The sequence below is a fragment of the Streptomyces sp. PSU-S4-23 genome (assembly GCF_055632315.1).
Genome location: NZ_JBVMUU010000002.1, coordinates 7,042,137 through 7,065,754, shown reverse-complemented (window position 1 = coordinate 7,065,754; position 23,618 = coordinate 7,042,137). Strand labels below are relative to the sequence as shown.

The following is a 23,618-nucleotide window of genomic DNA, read 5'->3' as shown; positions in this document are numbered from 1 at the left end:
CCTTCCTGGTCCTCACTCACCGGCCGACCGGTCGAGGTACCGTGCCGCAGCCGTCCGCAGGCTTCCGCGGTCGACCTTTCCGTGCCTGTTCAGGGGCGCCTTCGGCAGGTGCCAGAGATGGCCGGGCACCATGTAGCCGGGCAGTTCCGCGGACAGCCGCTTCCTCAGCGCCGGCAGATCGGCGGGGGTGCCGCCGAGCACGAAGACGGCCAGCTCCCGCGCCGGTTCGCCGAGGACGAGAGCCACCGCGTCCGCGCCCGTGGCCCGGCGGACGGCGTTCTCGATCTCCCCCAGCTCCACCCGGTAGCCGCGGATCTTGACCTGCTGATCGGTGCGGCCCAGATGCACGAGCCCGACGTGCTCCTCGTATCCGACGCGGTCGCCGGTGCGGTACCAGCGGCGCCCGTCGTGGTCCAGGAACCTGCCGGCGTCCGCGGCCGGATCGAGATAGCCGGCGAACATCTGGGCGCCCGTCACGCACAGTTCCCCGGCGTCCGTGCGGATCCCGCCGTCCTCTCCGAGGAGGACCACGTCCAGGCCCGGGTAGGGCTCGCCGATCGGCACCGTGCCCGAGTCCGTGGGGTCCCGGGCCGGGTCCCAGGTGTGGCCGGTGCAGGCGATGGTCAGCTCCGTCGGCCCGTAGATGTTGTGGATCGACGCGTTCGGTGCCGCCCGGTGCCAGGCACGTGCCGTGCGGGCGGGCAGTGCCTCGCCGCAGAACACGCTGTGCCGCAGCCCGCCGAGCCCGCCCTCGGGCAGGCCGCCGCGCTGCTGGACGGCGGTGACCAGGCTGGGCGTGGTGTGCCAGACCGTCAGCCGGTGGCGCCGGGCCGCGCGCACCGGGTCGAGTGCCTGCAGCCGTGTCATGGCGCAGACGCAGGCACCCACCGACCAGGCCATGAACTGGTCGAAGACGGCCAGGTCGAAGGTGAGTTCGTAGATCTGGCTGAACCGGTCCCGTTCGTGGAAGTCGTAGCGCGGCCGGCTGGCGTGCAGGAAGGCGCTGACGTTGGCGTGCGAGATGGGAACGCCCTTGGGGGTGCCGGTGGAGCCGGAGGTGAACAGGATGTACGCCAGGTCCGGCCGCGCCGCCGCGGACTCCCGCGCGCTGTGCACGGCGTGCTCCAGCCGCCCGGCCTGCTCGGCGCCCGAGGCGTCGGTCACCAGGGCGTCGACGCCGGCGGCCGCGGCGATGGCGAGATTGCGTTCCGCGGGCACCTCCGGCCCCAGCGGGACGTACGCCGCGCCCGCGTAGAGCGCGCCGAGGACTCCCGCGTACGCCTCGATGCTCTTGGCGGCGAGTATCCCGACCCGGCGCGGCGGGGGCCCGGAGCCCGCGGTGAGCCTGTCGGCGTACTCGGTGGCCAGCGCGTGCAGTTCGGTGTAGGTCCACTCCCGGCCCTGGACCGCGAGGGCCGGCCCCTGCGGGTTGCGGGCCAGCCCGTCCAGGAACCACTCGTGCAGAAGCCTGGCGCTCATCCTGCCGCCTCCGCCCCGCCGCGGGCGGCCGACAGCACCGCCCAGATCGTCCGCGGGGTGCGGAAGTTCAGCGGGACGACCGCCTCGTCGGGAATGCTGACCCCGTACGCGTCCTCCAGCGCGGAGATCAGGCCGACCGTGGCGAGCGAGTCGAGGCCGAACGGCGCCAGCGGGTCGTCGGCCCCCAGGGCCGCCTGGTCGGGCAGGCCGCGCAGCCAGGTTCTCAGCACCAGCTCGAATGTCCTGTCCCACACGTGGGTCTCCCGTGGTCGCCCTGCGAGTGGCCCGATGCTAGGCACAGGGCGGGGACGGACGGTGCTCAAATGTGTGCGGTGAGCTGCGGAAGGGGTCCGCACGATGGGACGTCCCACCCTCCCCGGACGACAAAAGTGAGACGTGTATGCGCGCATCTGTTCTCATCGCCGGCGGCCCGCGGTCGCTGGCCACGGCTCTCGCCGCCCGCTATCTCTCGGCCGCCGGCGCGACGGTGGTCCTGCTCGGCGGTGCCTGTCATCTGGTCGACCGGGTGGTGGCCCGGCTGCCCCCGCGTGACCGGGCGGGCGCGCGGGCCCGGCTGACCCATGTGCCGCTCGTACCGGGCCCGCACGGGCTGCTGGTGCCCGAGCCGCACGACGGGGGCACCGAGGTGTCCGCGACGGACGTCTGGTGCCTGGCCGCCGGCTGCGACCCGGACCGTGAGCGCGGCACCGCCGAGGACACCGCCCTCACCCGGACGCTGCTGACGCTCCTCCCGGCCCTCGAAGCACGCCGCTTCGGGTACGTCGGGCCCGCCCGGCCGGTGCCGGAGGCCGCGGGGCCGTGGCCCGGGGAGCCGGAGCACGGCGCGGAGCTGGAGGAGGAGGTGGCCGCCCGGTGCGGCGAACTCGGCGTCGCCGCCCGGATCGTGCGCACCGATCCCCCGGTCGACCGGCCGGGTGAGCCCCCGGACGACCGGGAGGGCGGGCTGCTGCATCTGCTGACGACGCTGGAACGGGTACGCGAGGACCTGGACGAGCGCGCCCCCGGCTACTTCCGCGACCAGCCCCTCCGGCTGCACGCGCACGACGGGTCCGTGCTCGGCGCGCTGCCCGTGGACCGGACGGCGGCGGCCCTGATGGCCGTCGCGAACCGGCGCGGTGCGGGCCGCACCCACGTCGACCTGGTGGCGGCCGCGCCCATCCCGGTGCCGGAGCTGTGCCGGCGGCTGAGCGAGGGGTTCGGTATGACCGTCACCGCCGTCGCCGATCCCGGGCGGCTGAACCCGGTGGACCGGCAGTTCGCCGACCGGCTCGGCGGCGCCGTCGGCCGGCTCAGCCGGCCCGCGGGCCGGCATCGGCGGGCGGAGGCGATCGCGGCGCGCGGGGACGGGGCCGCCGCCGCGACGGTCTGCGTGGACGGCCTGGACGGGCCCGCGCTCAGCCGGCTCATCGGCTCGGTACGGGCCGGGCAGCGGCTGCGGCGGCACACCGCGGAACAGCGTGTGGGGGAGCTGTTCGGCAGAGCTCCCTCGGTGGTCACCGTCGCCGGCGGCACACGGCTGCGGTATCTGACCGCCGGCACCATCGGCCCTCCGCTGCTGCTGCTCAACGCCCTGGGCTACGGCACCTGTTGGTGGCACCGGCTGATCAGTCACCTCGCCCCGCGGCGGGTGATCGCCTGGGAGCCCAGGGGCGTGTACGGCAGCGGGCCCGTCCCGTCCGCCGTCGCGGGTCAGGCCGACGACGCCGAGGCGATCCTGGAGCAGGAGGGCGTGGAGTCCTGTCATGTGGCCGCCTGGTGCACGGGCCCGCGCGTCGCCATGGAGCTGTACCGCCGCCGCCCCGGCGCGATCGGGTCGATGGTGTTCCTGAACGGGTCGTTCAAGCACCTGGGCCACGGCGACGGCCTCGACACCCCGTACGAGCGCGACCTCGAGTTCCTGTGCACCTCGCTGCACCGTCAGCCCCGGCTGGTGGACCGCCTCATGGGCCTGTTCGGCGGGGAGCCCGCCGAGGAGGAGGACGGTGCCCCCGACCCGGCCGCCGTGCTGCGCCGGGTCGCCCCCCGGCTGCGGGACGAGGTGAGGCGGCCCTTCACGGCGGGGCCGACGCTGCTGCGGTACGCCGCCCAGCTCCTCGACCTGTGGTCGCACGACCCCCTGGCCGGTGCGGCCGAGGTGCGCGTGCCCGTCCTGTTCCTGGGCGGCGAGTACGACGACATCGCCTCACCGGAGCGGCTGCGCGCGGCGGCGCGGGCGTTCCCCGGCGCCCGGCATCTGAGCCTGCCGGGCGCCACCCACTATCTGCTGCACGACCGGGCCCAGGAGGTCGGCGAGCTGATCAGCGACTTCGTTCTGGACGCCACGACGTGCGGCCCAGCGCTTCGGCTGCCCCGGTCATGAGCAGGCCGGCGACGTCGTCCACGTGGCGGCGTCGCCAGTCCGCCAGCCCGCTGCCCGCCACGAACCGGTTGAACGCGCCCATGGCGGGGCCGCAGTGGATCTGGAAGTTCGCCTGTTCCGCCGTGTCCCCCGCCATCGCGACCCGGGTCGAGTGCCCGAAGTACCAGCGGAACACGGCGCTCATCCGCCGCTTCGGGTCCCGCTCGGCCGCGGCGGCCAGATCGGCGCGGCCGGACCGGGCGTAGCGTTCCCTGACGAGCCGCCACACCTCCTCCAGCGGGCGCCGGAAGCAGCTCTCCTCCAGGCTGCGCCGGGTCGCCCCGTCGAGGGCGTCGAGGCCGTCGTACTGCCGGTAGAGCTGGTAGAGCTTGTTGCCCCGCGCCGCGAACAGTGTGCCCTTGCGCACCACTTGGACCCGCGAACCGTACTCGAACATGTCCCCGGCGGGGGCGTAGGCGGTGTCCTGCACATCGAGTCCGGCGAGGATGTCCTTCACCGCGTCGGACGTCGCGGCCTCCACGGTGCACTGGTTGACCGAGCCGGTCACCACGAAGTCGGCGCCGAGCACGAAGGCGGCGGCGACCGCCTCGGGGGTGCCGAGGCCGCCGGAGGCGCCCACCCGGATGCGCTGCGGATAGCCGTACCGCCGCATCGCCGCGTCCCGCAGCCGGGTCATGGCCGGTATCAGGGTCAGGGCGACGGCGCCGTCGGTGTGACCGGCCGAGTCGGCCTCGGCGCAGATGTCGGCGCTGACCGGCAGTTGCGCGGCCACCTCCGCCTCCTGCGCGGTCAGCCGTCCGTCCGCGACCAGCCGGGCCAGCACGGCGGCGGGCGCGGGCCGGGCGAACGCCTCGGCGACCTCGGGGCGTGACACCTTGGCGACGACGTGGCGCACCGCGACCGGCCGCCCGTCGCCGTCCCGGTGCGCGCCGCGGTAGCGGAACCACACGAGCGGCTCGGTGATCCGCAGGTACGCGGCGGCTTCGACACAGCGGATGTCGTTCCGCAGGCAGAGTTCCACCGTCGCGTTCTCGTGCGCGGGATCCTCCGGGTCGTGGAGCAGGTTCACGCCGAACGGTGCGTCGGGGCCCGCCTCGGCCCGAATCGTCTTGACGGCCTGTTCGAGGTCCGGGAGGGCGATGCCGCCGGCACCGTAGAAGCTCAGGAGCCCGGCCTTCGCCATCCGGGCGACCAGACCGGCGGAGGCGATGCCGCGGAACATCGAGCCGGACGCGTACGCCCAGCGGACCCCGTAGGTACGCCGGAACGCGGCGGAGCCCAGCTCCTCCGGCGGCAGTACGGACATCGGGGCGGGCACGGGAGCGGGAGCCGGGGCGGGAGCGGGAGCCGGGGCGACGGCGGTGGGCCCGGACGCCGCGCGGGCGGGCGCGGCCGCCGGGATGACGGCAGCGGAGGCGGGGGACGGGGCGACGGGGGCGGGAGCGGGCCCGGCCGCCGCGGGCGCGGGAGACGGGGCGGCGGGAGACGGGGCCGGCCGGGCGGGTGGCTCCGGCGGCCGGGACTCGGCCAGGGCCGACTCCCAGAAACCGGTCAGCGCCCTCCCGGGCCCGATCTCGGTGATCTCCCGGACGCCTTCGCCGATCAGGCGGAGCATCGACTCGCGCCACCGCACCGGCCGGCGTATCTGCCTGCTGAGCTGCGCGGCGACCGCGCCCGGAACGTGCGGGCGCGCGGTGACGTTGGAGAGCACCGGGATCCGCGGATCGTCGAGGGGTACGCCCGCCAGGTAGTCGCGGAACTCCCGCTCCGCCGCGGCCATGTCGCGGGAGTGGAAGGACGCGCCGACGTTGAGCGGCACCGCGCGCCCGGCCCCCGTGCGGGCGACGCGCTCGACGAGCGCGGCGACCTCGGAACGGGGGCAGGACAGGACGGTCTGGTCCCGCGAGTTGAGGTTGGACACCTCCACGGCGGGCTCCCCGTCGGCGACGAGCGCGGCGATCCGGTCCGGATCGAGCCCGATCACCGCGACCATCGCGCCGCCCGAGGCCCGCGCCATCAGTTCGCCCCTGCGCCGCACCAGCCGCACTCCGGTCTCGAAGTCGAAACAGCCGGCGGCGAACAGCGCGTTGAGCTCGCCCAGGCTGTGCCCGGCCAGGAAGTCCGGTGCGGGCTCACGGTCGAGCAGCTCCAGCGAGGCGATCGCGTTCATGACGAACATCACCGGCTGGAGATGGCGGGTGTCGCGCAGCCGGCCTGCGGTGTCGTCCGCGCAGGCTTCCCGTACGGAGAAGCCGAGCAGCCGGTCGGCCAGTTCCCAGTGCCCGGGCAGCCGGTCGAAGCAGTCGGCGCCCATGCCCTTGCGCTGGGCGCCCTGGCCGGTGAACAGCCAGGCGCGCCGGGCCCGGCCGGTCATGCGAAGTCCAGCCGCAGCAGGGACGGTACGAGGGGAGCGGCGGTCTCCTCCGCCGCCGGGCCCGGCCCCGGTTCCAGCCACAGTCGCTTCGGCCGCAGCGGGGGCGGTGGCAGGGGCCGGCGCACGACGGCCGACGGGACGCCGTGCCGGTCCGGGTCCAGGGCGGCGACGATCAGATGCGCGTTGGTGCCGCCGAGGCCGAAGGAGCTGACGCCCGCGACCCTGGGGCGGCCCTCCGGCCAGTCCCGCACCGCGGTGGCGGGCACGAAGGGCGAACGGGCGAAGTCGAAGCGCGGGTTGGGGGTGTCGCAGAAGAGGGTGGGCGGAAGCACCCCGTGTTCCACCGCGAGTGCCGCCTTCACCAGTCCGGCCGCGCCCGCGGCGGCCAGCAGATGGCCCACGTTGGACTTGACGCTGCCGATGGCGCAGAAGCCCGTCTCGTCGGTGCTCTCCCGGAAGACGTCGGTGAGCGCGCGCAGTTCCAGCGGATCGCCGATCAGGGTTCCGGTGCCGTGCGCCTCGACCAGCCCGATCTCCCGGGCCTCGCGCCCCGCCCGCGCCAGGGCGCGCCGTACCACGGCGGCCTGGGCCGCGGGATTGGGCGTGGTACGGCCCATGGTGTGCCCGTCGTTGTTGACCGCGGCGGACTCGATGACGGCATGGATGCGGTCACCGTCGGCGAGCGCGGCGGACAGCGGTTTGAGCACCACGAGCCCGCAGCCCTCACCGGGCACGAATCCGTCCGCCCGCTCGTCGAAGGCGTAGCACCTGCCGGTCGGGGACACCGCCCGTGCCGCGCTGAACTCCAGGTAGGGCCGCTCGTCGAGCAGCAGTTCCACCCCGCCGGCCAGCGCCGTCGAGCAGTCGCCGGCCAGCAGCGCCTGCATCGCCAGGCGCACGGCGACCAGCGAGGAGGAACAGGCGCTGTCCACCACGAGGTTGGGGCCGTGCCAGTCGAAGTGGTGGGCGACGTGGGCGGCGATGAAGTGCTGGTCGGACTGGAGGACCTCCTGGCGCCACGGGGCCCGGCGCGCGTAGTCGGAGGTGCGGCCGCCGACGAACACCCCCACATCGCTGCCGCGGAGCTCGTCCGGCTCGTATCCGGCGTCGCACAGGCCCGTCGCCGCCGCCTCCAGGAACAGCCGGATGGCGGGGTCGAGCGAGGCGGCCTCCTCCTCGGTCATGCCGAAGTACGCGGCGTCGAAGTCCTCCACGCCGTCGATGAACCCGCCCCACCGGCTCAGGCTCATGCCCGGCTGCGGGGTGGGCCGGTAGAAGCGGTCCGTGTCCCAGCGGGAGCGGGGCACCTCGGTGACGGAGCAGCGGCCGGCGGTGAGGTTCTCCCAGAACGCCGTCACGTCCGCGGCCCCGGGGAACCGGCAGGCCGTCCCGATGATCGCGACCCGCTCGTCGGGCGCGACCGCCGGGGGCCGCGGGGCCGGCGACGGAGCGGACCGGGTGGTGGGCCGTCCGTTCCGCGTCTCGTGCGCCGGGGTCACCGGGGGTGCCGGTTCAGCGGGCGTCTCCTGCGGCGGCTCCGCCGGGATGCCCATCGCCGTCAGTCTGCCGGAGAGCCGGTCCAGTGTCGGATGGTCCAGGAGCAGGGCGGGTTCCAGCTGCCGTCCGGCCCGGCGCTCGATCCCTTCGAGTAGTTCCCCCAGCATCACCGACTCCACGCCGAGGTCCCCGAACTCGGCGCCGGTGTCGAGCTCGTCGACGGGAATGCCGAGCGTCACCGAGAACAGCTCCGCGAGCCAGCGGGGCACACGCCCCGCGGACGCGGGGACGGTCGGGGACGCGGGGACGGTCGGGGACGCGGATGACGGTGACGGCATCGCCGCCGGTACGGCGGCCGCGGGCGGTACGGCGGCCGCGGGCGGTACGGCGGCCGCGGGCGACTCCATGGCGCCTACGCGCAGCAGCGCGTCGGTGTCGACCGGGCCGTTCAGGGGCGGGCAGGTCACGACCACCGTTCCGCCGGGAAGGGCGACGACCTGGTCGAGCAGCCGCAGCGCCGTGGGGTCGTCCAGGGCTGCGAGGCCGGCGGGCTCGCAGACGTTGGGCCCGCCGCGGCCCGAGCCGCTGTCCCGCCACATGGCCCAGCCGACCGACCGCAGCGGGGTCGGGCCGAGCCTCCTGCGGTAGCCGGCGTAGTAGTCCATGAAGGCGTTGGCGGCCGCGTAGTCGAGCACTCCGGCGGCAAGCCCGGGCACGGAGGCGCAGACCGAGGAGAAGGTGACGAAGAAGTCCAGCGGCTCGTCGCGGCACAGCTCGTCGAGGGCCTGCAGCGCGTCCGTCTTGGGTTCGAGCACCGCCGACAGGTCCTCAGGCGTCTTGTGCGCCAGGGCGGGACGCCCCTGCCTCACCTTCCCCGCGCAGTGCACGATGCCGCCGACCGGGCGGCCCGTGGACCGGATCCGGGTCAGGAACCCGGCCAGCGCGGCCCGGTCGGTGAGCGGCCCCGTATGGAGGTGCACCCGCGCGCCGGCCTCTTCCAGCTCCCGGAGGGTGGCCTCGGCCTCCGCGTGCCGCCGGGTGCCGAGCAGCGCGACGCTGGTGGCGCCGCGGTCGACGAGATGCCGCGCGACACGCGCGCCGAGTCCCCGGGTGCCGCCGGTGACCAGGTAGGTCCGTGCGGGGTCGCAGCGCAGCGGCGTGCCGGGGCCGGACAGCGGGCGCAGCGTCGGCTCGTAGCGCACCGTCTTGCGGTAGCAGACCTCTCCGATGCCCTTGGGCCGGCGCCACTCCGCGGCCGCGCAGCGGGCGATGTCGTCCGGCGCGGCGTCGCCGACGTCCACCGTGGTGGCCGTGACCGGACGGTACTCGGCGCCCAGCGACCGTACGAAGGCCGCCATGCGGGCGCCGGCGACGGTGGGCGTGGCACCCGGCAGGTCGACCAGCCCACGGGTCAGGTGCAGGATCCGCAGCGGGCGGTCCCTGCGCCCGGCGACGAGTCGCTGCAGCAGGGTGAGGCGGTCACGCCAGTTCCCGCCGTCGGCCTCGTCCGCTTCGAGGTCGCACAGGTCGATCCAGCCGGCGACGGGCTCTGCGGGTTGCGGCGGCGTCTCGTTCTCGTCCAGGCGCACGACCCGGACGCGGTCCAGGACCGCGGCGAGTGCCTGGGCCGCCGGCTCGGACCGCTTGTCGGTGAGGCAGACGACGAGGCCCTCGCCGTCGGCGCCGGACGGGGCGGCCGAGGGGGCCGAGGGGGCGGCGGCGGGCGCCGGCTCCCAGACCTTGGTGTACAGCAGGGTGTCCGCCGCCGCCCGGCGCGGCTGCTCCTCCACCCAGCAGCGGGTGCGGGCGAAAGGGTACGACGGCAGCGCGACGATGCGCGGCGCCGCGCCGGCCCGCCGGTCCGCCGCGTACAGGGCGGCCCAGTCCACCGCGCCGCCGTCCGCCCAGTGCCGGGCCAGGCGGCGCAGGTCGGGCGCGGTGTCCCCGGGTTCGGGCAGCACGGGGCCCGATGGGCGGGCCCCCGCGGGCGCCCGGCCGCGGATCACGCCGTCCGCCCCGCCGGTGAGGTACCGCTCGAGTTGTCCGGCCAGGTCGGTGAGGTCGGCGGCCACGACGGCGAGCCGCTCACGCAGGTGTTCGCGGCCGGTCTGGGTCGTGAAGGCCACGTCCGCCAGCTCCGCCGGCTCCGCCGGCTCCGGCCGCTCCGCGGTGACGAAACGGGCCAGCCGCCGGGCCACTTCACGCAGCCGTGCCTCGTCGTAGCCGGAGAGCACCACGAGCCTCGGGCCGGGCCGGTGCGGGCGCGGGCCCGCGGGCGGGGCCTCCTCCAGGACGGCATGGGTGATGGTCCCGCCGGCCCCGAAGGAGCTGAGCCCGGCCCGCCGCGGCCCGGCGCCGTCCGGCCGCGGCCAGGGGGCGAGTTCGCGCTGCACGGCGAAGGGGACGTGGCCCCAGTCGATGTTGGGGTTCAGCCGCTCGGCGTGCAGTGAGGGCACCAGGGTGCGGTGCTCCAGTTGCAGCACCACCTTCGTCAGCCCGGCGATGCCCGCCGCCGCCTCCACATGCCCGATGTTCGACTTGACCGCGCCGATCCGGATGCTGCCGGGTGCCGGCCGCGCCGCGGCGAAGCCGCGGGTCAGCCCGTCGATCTCCACCGGGTCCCCCAGCGCGGTGCCCGCGCCGTGCGCTTCGACGTAGCCGATGGTCGCCGGGTCCACCCCGGCGTCGTCGAGCGCCCGCCGCACGAGCTCGCCCTGCGCGACCGGGCTCGGCACGATGTAGCCGTTGGTGCGTCCGGCGTGCACGACCGCCGTGCCGCGGATCACCGCGCGCACCCGGTCGCCGTCGGCGAGGGCGGCCCGCAGGGGCTTGAGGACGACGACGCCGACCCCCTCGGACGGTACGAAGCCGTCCCCGCCCTCGCCGAAGCTGCGCGACCGCAGACCGGACGCGGTGAGCTTCATCCGCCGCTGCTGGATGAACTTGTTCGGGTGCAGCGAGAGGTTGACGGCGCCGGCGATGGCCATCGCGCAGTCGCCCCGGCGCAGATCCCGTATCGCGAGGTCGATGGCGGTGAGCGAGGAGGAGCACATGGTGTCGACGGTCATGCTGGGGCCGTGCAGGTCGTAGAAGTACGACACCCGGTTGGCGATGCCGCCGATCGACGACCCGGCGTCGGACGGTTCCCCGGCCAGGGAGCGCTCGACGCCGAAGAACGGGTACTCGTTGTACATGGAGCCCGCGTAGACGGCGACCTGCGAGCGGTGCTGGGCGCGCATCCGCTCCCTGCTGTACCCGGCGTTCTCCAGCGCCTCCCAGGTGACCTGGAGGAACTGCCGTTCCTGCGGGTCCATCAGGGCCGCGTCCCTGGGGGTGATGCCGAACAGCAGCGGATCGAACTCGTCCACGCCGTCGAGGAAGCCGCCCCACATGATGTCGACCGGCCAGCCCGGGCGCCGGCGTGCCGCGGGGAGCTGGGTGACGCAGTCGCGCCCGGCGGCCAGGTTGTCCCAGAACTCGTCGAGGTCCGCCGCCTGCGGATAGCGGCCGGCCAGGCCGATGACGGCGATCGCACGGTCGTCCACGCCGGTCGCGGCGTCGCGGGACGGGGCGCCGGCGTCGTCCGTGCCGCCGCGCGCCGCGGCCCCCGCGTGCTCGGTGAGGGCCGCCGCGACGCCTGCCAGATCGGTGTGGGTGAAGAACAGGGTGCGGGAGGTGTGGCCCAGGTCGCGCTCGATCCGCGCGTTCAGCTCGCTGATGATCAGGGAGTTGAGCCCGTAGTTCTCCAGCGGCACCCGCGGGTGCAGCTCCGCCTCGGGGATGCCGGAGACCTCGGCGTAGATCCCGATGAGGTAGCGCTCCATCGGGTCGTCCGCGGCCGGGGGCGGCGCCGCGGCGGGTGGGCCGTGCCGCCGGGCCGTGAACGGGTAGGCGGGCAGGCGCACCCGCGTGCCCGGCCGGTCCCAGTACGGTTCCCAGTCGATCTCGGCCCCGGCGAGCCAGGCCGCCCTCGCCTCGGCGAGCGTACGCGGTGCCGGCGCGCCGGCCGCCGCCGCGGCCTGCGGCCCGACGACCGTGTGACGCACCGCCGCCGTGTCCTTCCCGTCGAGGAAGGCCGTCAGCGCGTCGGCGAGTTCGGCCGGCGTCCCGGCGTCCACCTGCAGCCGGTGCGCCATCGCCGTCCGGCCGGTCTGGGTGGTGTACGCGATGTCGGCCGTCCGCAGTTCGTCGTGCTCCCGCACATGGTCCCGCAGCCGGCGTGCGGCCTCCCGCAGCGGCTCGGCGCCGGCGGCGGAGAGCAGCACCAGCCGTCCGGGATCCGGCGGGCCGGAGGTCGCCGCCGCGGCCCAGAACTTGCTGAGCACCGTGCCCGGCCCGATCTCCCGCAGCAACGTGACCCCCTGGGACCGCAGGTACCGCATGCTGTCCAGCCAGCGCACCGGCCGGTGCAGATGCCGGCGCAGCATGTCGGCGATCCCGTCGTGCGGGTACGGCCGTGCGGTGAGGTTGGCGATGACGGGCAGCGACGGCGGGGAGAACCGCACCGCCCGCAGATCCGCCGCGAACTCCTCCGCGGCGGCCTCCATGTACCGGGAGTGGGCCGGCACGGCGACGTTGAGCAGCACGCACCTGGCCCCCGCCGCGCGCAGCACGCCGCGCACCTCGCGGACCCGGTCGGCGGGCCCGGACAGCACGTGCTGCTCGGGCCCGTTGAAGTTGACGAGTTCGACGTCCTCATGGCCGTGCGCCGCCAGCACCCCGGTGACCCGCTCGGCGGTGAGGCCCATGACCGCGAGCATGCCGCCCCCGGTGACGCCGTCCATCACCTCGCCTCGCCGGCGCACCAGCCGCAGTCCGGTCTCGAAGTCGAAGCAGCCGGCGGCGAACAGTGCCGCGTACTCGCCGAGGCTGTGCCCGGCCAGGAAATCGGGCGGCGGATCACCGTCGTCGCGGGCGGCGAGGAACCCCAGCGCGTTCACCGCGAACATCACCGGCTGCGCGTAGCGCACATGGTGCAGCAGCCCGTCCTCGTCGTCGTCCAGGCACAGCGCCCGCACCGGGTGGCCGATGACCTCGTCCGCGATCGCGCACAGGTCCGGGTACCGGTCGAGGACCTGCGCTCCCATGCCCTTGCGCTGCGATCCCTGGCCCGGGAACACCCATGCGGTCGTCATTCCCATCTCCTCGCGGTCGGGGGGGTGCTGGTGCCGCTCTCCCACGGAAAGGTGCCGTCGGCCGCGTACGCGCCGAAGTTCCGGCGCACCCGCTCCGACGAGGTCAGCCGCATCAGTTCGGCCACCGCCACGCGCTCGGTCTCGGGGGGCATCGGCCGCAGCCTCGTCACGTAGTTCTTCAGGTCGCCCACGACGTCCGGCGCGACCTTGCCCGCCCGGAACGACAGGCGCCGCAGGAGCGTCTCCGGATCGTCGGCGACCGCGTCCACGAGCCGGTGGTGTGCGGCGTCGGCCGCCGCCAGCGGAAGGGTCGTCAGGGCCATCGTGTACGCCGTGTGCCGGCCCGCCCGGCGGATCAGGAACGGCAGCACACAGCACGGCAGCAGCCCCCACAGCCCCTCGGGCAGGCCGAAGGAGGCGCGCCGGCTCGCGTACGTCAGGTCGCAGGCCGCGGCCAGGCCGACGCCGCCGCCGGTGACCTGGCCGTCCACCAGGGCGACCACGATCCGGGGGATGGTGGTCAGCCGCGTCATCAGCGCGAAGAAGCGGTGGGCGGTGCGCTCGTCGTCGTCGGCCGTGTCCCGGGCGGCCCGGGCGATGTCCATCCCGGTGCAGAAGACGCCGTCCTGGCCCTGCAGGACCACGATCCGGCACTCGGGGCTGCGTTCGGCCCGGTCGAGCGCGGCGTCGAGTTCCTCGATGAGGGCGGCGTCCATCGCGTTGCGGCGGTCCGGGCGGTCCAGGGTGAGCCGCAGCAGCGGCCCCTCGTCGTGGACCGCGATCCGTGACGTCATGGTCAGCTCCACCGGTAGCTGCGGTGGTAGGCGTCGATCCGGTCGAGCACCAGCAGACCGCGCCCGGCGATCCGCCGCTCGTAGGCGGACGCGTACGGCCGGGGGTCGAAGACGGCGTCCCGGGTGCCGAAGCCCCGCTCGTCGGTCAGGCCGGTGATCCGGTCGTGCTCGGTCACCGTCAGCGCGTAGCGGTCGGCCAGTTGCTCGCCGATGCCGCGCCGCGCGGCCGATCCCTCCCCCACCACCGCGCTGAAGAACTCCGAGGCGCAGCCGGAGCCGTACGAGAACAGCCCGGCCCGGCGGGGCCCGTCGATGCGGGCGTGGTCGAGGAGGGAGCACAGCGCCAGGTACAGCGCCCCGGAGAACAGGTTGCCGGTCTCGGCGCAGTACTCCAGCGAGGGTGCGACCCGCTCGGCGAAGTCCCGCTCGATGTCCTCGGCGCCGGCTCCCGCCCTCTTGCGCATGAGCATGCGGTGCCCTCCCTTGACCATCCCGGGGAACGGGGTGTGCATGAGCAGGTACGAGAAGGTCGTGCGCAGGTCGACGCCCGACACGCGGCGGCCGTAGTCCTCGTAGCTCTTCTCCAGGCACGTCATGTACGCCAGCAGCGACGCGTCGGCGTTGACCACGTCGACGTCGGGGTGCGGCCGGGCGGTGTCCATCACCTCGAAGGTGTGGAATCCGCTGCCGCCGGGATCGAGCCGCAGCACCCGCCCGGTCCGGCCGACGAGCATCGCCACCGCGCCGGCCCCCTCGGCGGGCTCCCAGGTGGTGCCGCGCGAGGCGGGGCCCGGTGCGTCGGTGGCGACGACGAGGGCCAGCGCGCCCGGCACCGGGCTCGCGGCCGTCAGCGCGGCGGCGGTCTGCAGCGCGGCGGTGCCGCCGTAGCAGGCGTGTTTGACCTCGAAGGACCGGCAGGCGTTGCCGAGCTCCAGGTACCGGTGCACATACGTGCTGAGGGGCTTGCCCAGGTCGAGGCCGGACTCCGTGGCCACGACGAGCAGTTCGATGCGGTCGCGTGCGTCGTCGTCCAGGTCGGCCAGGAGCGGCCGCGCCGCGTTGACCGCGTTGGTGACCGGGTCCTCGCACGGGAGGTTGACGGACTTGCGCCGCATCATGAGGTTGTCGAACCTGCTCAGGTCGAGACCGCGGGCCACGAAGAGTTCCCGTACGTCGACGCTGGCCGGCCCGACATACGCGTTGATGGCTTCGATGCCGACTGTGCTGCCAGTTCCCACGGACCTGTTGTAACCACGGGGCACCGTACGGGTCTGCGCAGCATTGAGCAGGCGGTGCGGGCCCGGGCGGCGACGATGGGGCGGTGATGTCACCGAGCGGGTGGCCCGGCTGCCCCGTGCACGTGTGGACCTGCGCCCTGCCCGCGGTGCCCGCCGGGTACCTGTCCGTGCTGTCCCCCGAGGAGCGGGCCGCCGCCGCGCGCCGCACCCGCGACGGCCGCGAGTATGTCGCCGCCCACGGGCTGCTGCGTACGGCGCTGAGCTGGTGCGCGCCCGATGTTCCGCCCCGGCGCTGGAGGTTCGCCGCGTCCGCGCACGGCCGCCCGGAGATCGCCGGGCCGCGCGGGTACGCCGGGATGCGGTTCAACATCTCGCACACGGACGGTCTCGTGGCGTGCGTGGTGACGGACGGAACGGACTGCGGCATCGACGTGGAGGCGGTCGCCGACCGCACCGACGTCACCGCCCTGGCCCGCCGGGTCCTCAGCCCGGAGGAGCGCGCCGAACTCGCCGCGCTGCCCCCGGGCGTGCGGACGCGCCGCTTCTACCAGCACTGGGTGCTGAAGGAGGCGTACGCCAAGGCGCGCGGGCTCGGCCTGCGGCTGCCCTTCGACGCGTGCGGATTCCTGCTGGGCCCCGGCCCGTTACGCGCCCGGCTGCCCGATGCCCCGCGGCCGTGGCGGTTCCAGCAGTGGCGGCCGACGTCCCGGCATGTCGCCGCGCTGGCGTGGGACGGCGGCCGGGGGCACCGGCCGGAGCCCGTGCATCACGGCGCGCCGCCGGCCGCGGACGCCGGCGCCCGCAGCCCGAGGTCGGAGCGGATGGCCGAAACCACCGGCGGCGGCGCGGACTTGAGGTAGAAGTGGTCCCCGCTGAAGGTGTGCATCCGGAAGTCCCTGCCGGTCACCGCCGACCAGGCGGCGATGTCCCCCGGAGTGACCTCGGGGTCGGCGTCGCCGGTGAGCGCCGACACCGGGCAGGGCAGCGGCGGGCGGTCCGGCGCCGGATCGTAGGTCTCGTTGAGCTGGAGGTCGGCGCGCAGCGCCGGCAGGAACAGCCGGGCCGTCCCCGGCTGTCGCAGCACCTCGGGCGGGGTGCCGCCGAGACCCGTCAGCAGGCTGATGAGGTCGTCGTCGGTGAGGGTGTGGCGGGGCCGGTGCCGGGCGGGCAGCTGGGGCGCCCGGCGGCCGGAGACGAACAGGCGCATCGGAGGGCCGGCCGGGCTGTCGCAGAACAGCCGGGCGACCTCGTAGGCGACGATCGCGCCCAGGCTGTGCCCGAACAGCGCGAACGGCCGGTCCGCGTACGGCCGCAGCGCCTCGAACAGGGGCGGCAGCAGTTCCTCCAGCCGTCGGTGGGGCTGCTCCCGGATCCTGGTCTCCCGGCCCGGGAGAACGGCGGCCAGCACACCGACCTCCGGGAGCAGCGGACCCCGCCAGGAGCGGTAGAACAGGGATCCGCCGCCGGCGTGCGCGAAACACAGCAGCCGGATCGGCGCCTCGTCGAACCCGGCCCCGGTGGACGTCCAGATCCGGCCGGTCACGACCGCTCCTCCGGTGCGGACCGCAGCACCGCGTGACCGAGGCTGCCGGACGCTCCGGTCACGTTGACCAGGGCGCGCAGCGGGGCGCCGGGCGCGGGCGGATCCCAGCCGCGCAGGGTGTCCACGAGCTCGACCCGGTCGAGACCGGCCAGCGGGCTGACGGACCGGGCGCGGATGGTGGGCGCGATCCGGCGGTGCTCGAACTGCAGGAGCACCTTGATCAGTTGGGACATCCCGGCCGCGGCCTCCAGGTGACCGATACCGGGTTTGACCGTGCCGACCAGGGGGCGCCCGGCGTTCCCGAGGACCTCGCTCACGGCCGTGATCTCGGCGGCGTCGGCCAGGCTCGCGCCGGCGGCGGCGCACTCCACGTACCCGATGTCGCCCGGGCTCAGTCCGGCGCCCGCGAGCGTGGCGGCCATGGAGGACGCCAGCGCGTCCTTGTTCGCCGTTCCGTAGCGTCCGGCCCCGCCGATGTGCCCGGTCCAGGTCGTCTCCACGATCCCGCGCACCGGTACGCCGCCCGCTCCGGGCGGCGGGCCGGCGGCCGGCCGGCGCTGCAGCAGCAGGGCGCCGATGCCCTCGCCCGGCACCCAGCCGGAGGCTCCCGCGGAGAACGCGCCGGGCTCGCCGGGGGGCCGGAGCAGACCGGCGTCCGCGAGCAGGTCGAGGTGGTAGCGGTGCGAGACGAGGTTGGCGCCGGTGACCACGGCCGCGTCGCACTCGCCGGCGCGCAGGCTGCGCACCGCCTGGTGCAGCGCGGTCAGTGAGGAGGAGCAGGAGGTGTCGACCGCCACGCTCGGCCCGCGGAACCCGAAGTGGTGCGAGACGCGGTTCGGGATGTCCGAGGTGCCGCCGAAGATCTCCGCCCTGCCGCCGAGGCGCCACGCGTCGGCCCCGACATGCTGGTAGTCCTGCCACATGACGCCGGTGAACACCCCGATCCGCGGCGCCGTGGCACGCAGTGCGGCGGCGGTCAGGCCCGCGTCCTCCAGGCACTCCCAGACGGTCTGCAGGGACAGTCTGGTCTGCGGGTCGAGCGTACGGGCCTCGGCCGGGGAGATGTGGAAGAGCAGGCTGTCGAAGTCTTCGGTGTCCGGCAGATAGCCGCCGTCGGGGGCGTCCTTCCCGAGGGCGGCGCGGCGGGCCGGCGGGGGCGGTCCGATCGCGATGTGCCCGGCGGCCAGGTTGCGCCAGTACGCGGACAGGTCGTCGGCACCGGGGAAGCGTCCGGCGGCACCCAGGACCGCGATGACGTCCGCCTGCCGTGGCTCGTCGGACCGGGCCGTCGCGGGTGGGCGGACGGTTGCCCGGGGCGCGGCCTGCGGCTGCCGCGGGCTGTCGGCGGTGGCCGGATAGGGCGGCTGCGCGCCGGGGGCCGCGGCGGGATCGTCGACCCGGGCGCCCGCGAGGAACGAGTGCAGGACCCGGTGCCCGGTGTCCAGCCGGAACTCGTCCCGGATCCGGTCGAAGTCCAGCGACCCGATCGGGCACAGCCCGATGCCGCAGGCGGCCTGGCCGCCGGTGAGCAGCTGGCCCATGTAGCCGGCCTCCAGGGCCAGGTACAGGTCCGCGTCCTCGCCGTACAGCGGCGCGATGCCGTGGCGCTGCCCGATGAGGAAGAGTTCGAAGGCCGCACGGTCGAACACCGGCCGGTTGTAGAAGACGTGCACCGTGCGGTCGAACACCGGGTCCGGGGTGAGCAGTTCCAGCTCGTGGCGGTCCGGGCGGTAGTAGTAGACGCCCGGGTCGACGCCTGTGACGCCGCCGTCCCGAACGCGCAGGTAGACCTGCACCGCGTAGGTGTCGCCGGCCGACGGGTACAGGTGACGGGGCCGTGGGCCCACCGTCTCCTGGCGCAGCAGGCCGAGCAGCCGGGCCAGGGACTCGGAGGGCACCGGCCCGGTGCCGAACTCCCGCTGCGTGGCGCGCCAGTCGTAGGTCTCGGCGGCGAACCGGACCGGCTGGAGCGGCAGCACGCCGCGCGCGGCAGCGGGGCGCACGGCATGCCCGGCGGCCTTGAAGCGCTCCCGGTCCTCCGGGGAGAAGAAGTCAACCCGCACCTGTGCCGTGCCCGCACCTCCGAAGGCGGGCCCGGCGAACACCTCGGGCCCGACAGGCCCGGCAGGCCCGGCAGGCGGGAGCGGCGCCGCAGGTCCAGCAGGGCCGACCGGCACGGCAGACCCGGCGACCGCCCCGTGCGCGACAGGCGCCACAGGCACGGCAGGCACGGCAGGCACGGCAGGCGCCACAGACGCCACAGACGCCACCGGCGCGACCGGCGCGACGACTGCCGGGGGCCCGACAGGCGGGACGGGCGCCGCAGGCACGGCAGGCACGACAGGCGCGACAGGCGCCACAGGCACGGCAGGCGCGGCAGGCACCTCGGGCGCGGCGACCGACCCATACACGGCAGGCGCCGCAGGTGCCCTGGGCCCGGCAGGCGCCGCAGGCGCGACCGGCGGGACGGGCGCCGCAGGTCCAGCAGAGCCGGCCGGCGCGGCAGGCGCGGCGACCACCCCGGTCGCGGCGAGCGCCCCCGGCGCGGGTGCGACAGGTGTGGTGGAGTGCGTGGTCAGGTGCCGGGCGATCGATTCCGCGGTGGCCTCGGTGAGCAGGACCGCCACCTCCAGCCGCCGGCCGTAGCGTTCCTCGATCACGGCGGATGCCTGCACCATCGTGAAAGAGGTGGCACCGCTGTCCCAGAGGTCCGCGGCCGGATCGAGTCCGGGCAGCCCCAGCAGCCCGGCGAACACGGCGGCGATGTCCTCCGCCCGTAGCGCCCGGGGCTTCTGCGGTGCCTCCCGCGGGCCCCGGGCGAGCGCGGCGCGGTCGAGCTTGCCGTTGGCCGTGGCGGGGAACTCCGCGAGGTATTCGACGATGTTGGGCACCATGTAGTCCGGCAGCGCCTGCGCCGCGAAGGCGCGCAGCTCGCGGACCGCCGGGGTCCGCTCGCCCGCGGGGATCACATGCGCGGCCAGCTTGGTGTCGCCGTTCTGGTGCCGCACCAGCACGACCGCGTCCTTGACGTCCGGATGCCTGCGCAGCCGGTGCTCGATCTCCTCCAGCTCCACCCGGAAGCCCCGGATCTTGACCTGGCTGTCGGACCTGCCGAGGAAGACCAGGTTCCCGTCCGGCCGGTGGGCGGCCCGGTCGCCGGTCCGGTACATCCGCTCTCCGTCGCGGCCGGCGAACGGATCCCGCACGAACCGCTCGGCGGTGAGTTCGGGCCGCCGGTAGTAGCCCTCGCTGAGGCACTCCCCGGCGATGAACAGGTCGCCCTCGGTTCCGGGCGGGCACGGCCGCAGCCGTTCGTCGAGCACGTAGTAGCGGGAGTTGTCGATGGGCTTGCCGTACGGGATGCTCCGCCACTGCGGATCGACCTCGTCGACGGGGAAGTAGTTCGACCAGACCGTCGCCTCCGTCGCCCCGCCGAGGCTGACGACGCGGGCCTCGGGGAACACCGCCCGCACCTCGTCGGGCAGGGTCAGGGGTGTGTAGTCCCCGCTCAGGAACACCAGCCGGAGGCGTCCGGTCCCGGGATGGCCCGAGTAGCCCGGGAGCCGGGGCGCCAGTTGGGCGAGTGTGGTCGGGGCGGAGTTCCAGAAGGTCACCGGCTCCTCGACCAGGGCACGCAGCAGCAATCCGGGATCGTGCTGCTGCGCCTCGTCGGCGAGGTAGAGCGCGGCGCCGCGTCCGAGCAGCCCGAGGATGTCGAAGACCGACAGGTCGAATCCGAGTGAGGTCACGCACATGCCCAGGTCACCGGGGGCGAAGTCCCAGGTCCGGTAGCACCAGTTGAGGAGGTTGTGGACGGCCCGGTGGGCCACCGCGACGCCCTTGGGACGGCCGCTGCTGCCGGAGGTGAAGATGACGTACGCGAGGTCGGAGGGTGTGGCGTGGGCCGGGGGGTCGGCGGTCTCGCGGATGTCGTGGGCCAGCGCCCGCACGTCCACCGTCGTGGGCGCGTGCTCCGCCGGGAGCCGGTGGGGGCCGTCGCCGGCGACCAGGACGATACCGGCGGCCGCGTCGGCGAGCATCGCGGAGGCGCGCTCGGGGGGCAGGTGCGGCTCCAGGGGCAGATACGTTCCGCCGGCCTTGAGCACGCCGAAGACGGCGGCGATCATGTCGGGGGTCCTGGGCAGGCTGATGCCCACCACCCGGCCAGGGCCGACGCCCAGGTCGCGCAGCCGCCAGGCGATCCTGTTCGCCCGCCGGTTCAGCTCCCCGTACGTCACGGGCGCTCCGCCGGCCCAGCGCACCGCCTCCGCCCGGGGCCGGGCGCGCGCCTGCTCCTCGAACAGGCGGTGCACGGGGCCCTCCGCGGGGAAGTCGACCGCGGTGTCGTTGGCCTGGCGCACGACCGGGTGGAGCGTCCCGGTGCCGTTCTGCTCCGCGTCGCCGATGCGGGTGACGAGGTCCCCGAAGCGGGCGAAGGCCGCCCGGAGGGCTTCGGCGCCGAAGGCACCGGGGGCGACGTCCCAGCAGTAGTGCAGCCCGTCGCCGTCGATGGTCACGATGCAGTCGAGGGCCACTCCCGGCGTGCAGGTCAGTCCGGGCCCGGGCCGGTGGCCCGCGGGCAGCGGTGCGGCGGACAGGTCGTAGGCGCTCGTGTAGACCACCGGGAAGGCGGGTGGGGTGCCGCCGCGGGCGGCCGCCCGCACGGCGGCGAGCCCGGACGCGCCGTCCGCGGCGGCGTCCTCGTCCAGGAGGCGCTGATAGTGCGCGGCCCGTTCGGCGGGCGGCAGTTGAGGTTTGGCCGCCAGCCAGCTCAGCGCGGTGCGCTCGGCCGGCCGCGGCGCCCGCGGCCAGCGGACCACCTCCAGCCCGTACGGCTGGGGCACCAGCCCGGTGAGGGCGTCCGTGAGCGCGGCGAGCAGCACCGGGTCGGCCCGCAGCCCGTCCTCGCGCAGGGCCGCGGCGGCGGCGCGCCACCCCGTGCGGACGCCCTCCAGACGGGTCCGCGGCCCGGTGCCGTGGGACAGCCGGGGCCCCGGCGGAAGGGCGCCGGCGCGCTTGGCCCAGTGCTCCTCGGCGTCGGGGCCGCCCGCCGTGCGCCCCGCCGGGGCGAGGGGCACGGCAGCGGGCGGTGGTTCGCCGCCGTCCAGTGCACGCAGCAGGGCGCGGCCGATGAGCTGGATGCTCAGCCCGTCGGCGGCCAGCAGGTCGACCGCCAGGTGCACGAGGGCCGGGCCGCCGGGCTCGTCGGCGGTCACGCGCACGTCCCACAGGGGCCACCGGCCGGGCCGGAACGGCCGCCGGGTCATCTCCGCGGGCAGCCGCTCGGCGACGGCGGACGGGAGGACCGGAATGCGCCAGCGCCCGGGCGCGGACGGGCGCACCCGGAGCCGTCCGCCGGGCGTCACCTCCGTGCGCAGCGGCTCCCATGCCTGGACGAGCCGCAGCCAGGCGGTCTCCAGCCGCTCCGGGTCGAACGTGCCGAGCGGGAGGCTCTGATGGACCTGGCAGCCGTCCCCGGTACCGGCGAGCCGGTCCACGAGATAGCCCTGCTGCAGGTCGTTGAGGGGCCGTTCCTCGCCCTCCTCCGCCGCGGCCGTCGCCACCAGGGCGTTGACGAAGTCCGCGAACAAGGTCGCGGGCCGGCCCGGCGGGAAGAGTTCCGGCGCCAGGTCCCAGCGCACCCGGAGCGTGCCGTCCTCTTCCCACATCTGGTGGTCGAGGGCGACGCCCGAGGTCTGGCTGACCGCGTAGGAGACCAGCCCGCCGAACCCGTCGGCGTGCCGCGGCGGCCTCAGGTCGAGCATGCTGGTGAAGACGACCGGCAGTGGCCGTCCTGCGCCCGGTCCCCGGGTGCCGGACGCCCTGAGCACCTCGATCCCGGACACCGAGGAGTGCGCGAGCCCCTGCCACAGCTCCCGGTGCGTGCGCACGGCCGGTTCCGCGAGCGGACGGCCGGGCTCGGGCCGCACCGGCAGCAGCATGGTCGAGGTGAGCGGTGCCACCAGCCCGCCGGTGTCCGCGGGCAGGCGGATCCGGTCGCTCGTGGTCAGCACGAGGAGGAACTCCTCCCCGGCGCCCGCGCGGTGGAGGGCTTCACCGAAGACGGTCAGCACCAGCGACGTCGGCGACACCCCCCAGGTGGTGGCCCGCTCCCGCAGGGCCTGCCACTGCCCTGCTGTGAGCACCGCCTCGTAGGGCTCCCGGCAGTGGCAGGCCAGGCCGTCCCCGGGCGGCGGGGGGTCCGGCAGCAGGATGCCGGGCGCCCCGGGGGCGTCCCGCAGGCGGTCCGTCCAGTGGCCGAGGTCCGCCGCGAACCGCGGTGTCCCGCGGTGTTCCACCGTCGCCCGGACGCAGGCGCGGGCACCGGTCGCGGCGGTGGGCAGGACCGCGTCCGGGTCGCGGTAGCGCACCCCCCAGTGGTCGAGCAGCAGTTCGAGGCCGTAGCCGTCGGTCACCAGGCCGTCGACGCTGAAGTGCACGACGTCCCGCCCGCCCGGTCCATGGGACACCTCGAGTGCGAACAGCGGTGCCGCGTCGGCCGGATAGCAGTGGTGGGACATCCGCGCGCGCACCGACGCCACGTGGGCGTCGAAGTCCGCGGGGGACGCGGACCTCAGGTCGTGCGCCGGGATGTCCCACGCCAGGGCACCGGCGGCGGCGATCCGCTGCCGGCTGCCGGTCACCACTACGCGCAGCATCTCGTGGTGACCGAGCACCGCCTCCCAGGCGTCCCGCAGCCGGGCGGCGTCGGCGTCCGTGAGCGTGAGCTCCCGGTAGTGGTGGCAGCCGACGGCGTCCGGGCTCAGCTCCCGGTGTTTGCCGACCACATAGGACTGCTGCACGGGCGTGAGCGGAAAGTCGCCGTCCTCCTCCGCCGTCACGGGACGGGCCGGCCCGTCGAGGGGTCCGGTTGCGGCGGGCGGGCCGGTCGGGCCGGTCTGCTCCCCGGTCCCCCGGGCCACCGCGGTGGCCAGCCCGGCCACGGTGACCGACGGGTCGAAGCGGTCGAGCGGCAGGTCGAAGCCGTACCTGGCGTGGATCTCCAGGAGCAGCCGGGCCGCCATGATGGAACTCAGGCCGACGCTCCGCAGCGCATCGGTGTCCTCGATGCCGGTCCGGTCGGTGAGTTCCTCAAGGATCGCGATGATCCCGGCCGTGATCGCGGCGGCCGTGTCACCGTCGGCCGATGTGTGTACGTGCGGCACCGACGTCCCCTC

General features: G+C 75.2%; 10 protein-coding genes. 2 read left to right on the top strand and 8 right to left on the bottom strand.

Annotated features, from left to right (window positions below):
• Positions 1 to 12: 12 nt before the first annotated feature.
• Both ACZ79I_RS32085 and ACZ79I_RS32080 read right to left on the bottom strand, forming a co-directional pair.
• The gene (locus tag ACZ79I_RS32085; RefSeq protein WP_471502010.1) at positions 13 to 1,479 is read right to left on the bottom strand and encodes an amino acid adenylation domain-containing protein; all 1,467 of its coding nucleotides are present in this window, start codon (positions 1,477 to 1,479) and stop codon (positions 13 to 15) included.
• Positions 1,476 to 1,733, bottom strand: coding sequence for an acyl carrier protein (locus ACZ79I_RS32080; protein WP_471502008.1), 258 nt, complete (start codon positions 1,731 to 1,733; stop codon positions 1,476 to 1,478). The genes ACZ79I_RS32085 and ACZ79I_RS32080 overlap by 4 nt, the downstream gene beginning before the upstream one ends.
• Before the next feature lie 146 nt (positions 1,734 to 1,879).
• Here ACZ79I_RS32080 and ACZ79I_RS32075 point away from each other — a divergent pair, with 146 nt between their 5' ends.
• Positions 1,880 to 3,859 carry an alpha/beta fold hydrolase gene (locus ACZ79I_RS32075; protein ID WP_471502006.1) on the top strand — a complete coding sequence of 660 codons (1,980 nt, stop codon included), beginning with the start codon at positions 1,880 to 1,882 and terminating at the stop codon, positions 3,857 to 3,859.
• Here ACZ79I_RS32075 and ACZ79I_RS32070 read toward each other — a convergent pair.
• Genes ACZ79I_RS32070 through ACZ79I_RS32055 form a run of 4 tightly spaced genes read right to left on the bottom strand, consistent with a single transcriptional unit; the run spans position 3,798 to position 14,897 of the window.
• The gene (locus ACZ79I_RS32070; protein WP_471502004.1) at positions 3,798 to 6,233 is read right to left on the bottom strand and encodes a PfaD family polyunsaturated fatty acid/polyketide biosynthesis protein; all 2,436 of its coding nucleotides are present in this window, start codon (positions 6,231 to 6,233) and stop codon (positions 3,798 to 3,800) included. The genes ACZ79I_RS32075 and ACZ79I_RS32070 overlap by 62 nt on opposite strands.
• Entirely contained in the window at positions 6,230 to 12,865 is a 6,636-nt protein-coding gene (gene fabD / locus ACZ79I_RS32065; protein WP_471502002.1) for an ACP S-malonyltransferase, read from the bottom strand. The genes ACZ79I_RS32070 and fabD overlap by 4 nt, the downstream gene beginning before the upstream one ends.
• Positions 12,862 to 13,659 carry an enoyl-CoA hydratase-related protein gene (locus tag ACZ79I_RS32060; RefSeq protein WP_471502000.1) on the bottom strand — a complete coding sequence of 266 codons (798 nt, stop codon included), beginning with the start codon at positions 13,657 to 13,659 and terminating at the stop codon, positions 12,862 to 12,864. Before ACZ79I_RS32060 ends, fabD begins: the two co-directional genes overlap by 4 nt.
• 2 nt (positions 13,660 to 13,661) lie before the next feature.
• Entirely contained in the window at positions 13,662 to 14,897 is a 1,236-nt protein-coding gene (locus ACZ79I_RS32055; protein ID WP_471501998.1) for a hydroxymethylglutaryl-CoA synthase family protein, read from the bottom strand.
• Between the two features lie 86 nt (positions 14,898 to 14,983).
• Here ACZ79I_RS32055 and ACZ79I_RS32050 point away from each other — a divergent pair, with 86 nt between their 5' ends.
• Positions 14,984 to 15,757, top strand: coding sequence for a 4'-phosphopantetheinyl transferase family protein (locus tag ACZ79I_RS32050; RefSeq protein ID WP_471501996.1), 774 nt, complete (start codon positions 14,984 to 14,986; stop codon positions 15,755 to 15,757).
• Here ACZ79I_RS32050 and ACZ79I_RS32045 read toward each other — a convergent pair.
• Both ACZ79I_RS32045 and ACZ79I_RS32040 read right to left on the bottom strand, forming a co-directional pair.
• The gene (locus ACZ79I_RS32045) at positions 15,664 to 16,440 is read right to left on the bottom strand and encodes a thioesterase II family protein (RefSeq protein WP_471501994.1); all 777 of its coding nucleotides are present in this window, start codon (positions 16,438 to 16,440) and stop codon (positions 15,664 to 15,666) included. The two genes, ACZ79I_RS32050 and ACZ79I_RS32045, sit on opposite strands and share 94 nt — an antisense overlap.
• Entirely contained in the window at positions 16,437 to 23,606 is a 7,170-nt protein-coding gene (locus tag ACZ79I_RS32040; protein WP_471501992.1) for an amino acid adenylation domain-containing protein, read from the bottom strand. Before ACZ79I_RS32040 ends, ACZ79I_RS32045 begins: the two co-directional genes overlap by 4 nt.
• Positions 23,607 to 23,618: the final 12 nt, after the last annotated feature.

Coding starts and splice junctions, on each gene's coding strand:
- ACZ79I_RS32085 (WP_471502010.1), bottom strand. CDS start 1,479: ATGAGCGCCAGGCTTCTGCACGAGTGGTTCCTGGACGGGCTGGCCCGC.
- ACZ79I_RS32075 (WP_471502006.1), top strand. CDS start 1,880: ATGCGCGCATCTGTTCTCATCGCCGGCGGCCCGCGGTCGCTGGCCACG.
- ACZ79I_RS32070 (WP_471502004.1), bottom strand. CDS start 6,233: ATGACCGGCCGGGCCCGGCGCGCCTGGCTGTTCACCGGCCAGGGCGCC.
- fabD (WP_471502002.1), bottom strand. CDS start 12,865: ATGACGACCGCATGGGTGTTCCCGGGCCAGGGATCGCAGCGCAAGGGC.
- ACZ79I_RS32060 (WP_471502000.1), bottom strand. CDS start 13,659: ATGACGTCACGGATCGCGGTCCACGACGAGGGGCCGCTGCTGCGGCTC.
- ACZ79I_RS32050 (WP_471501996.1), top strand. CDS start 14,984: ATGTCACCGAGCGGGTGGCCCGGCTGCCCCGTGCACGTGTGGACCTGC.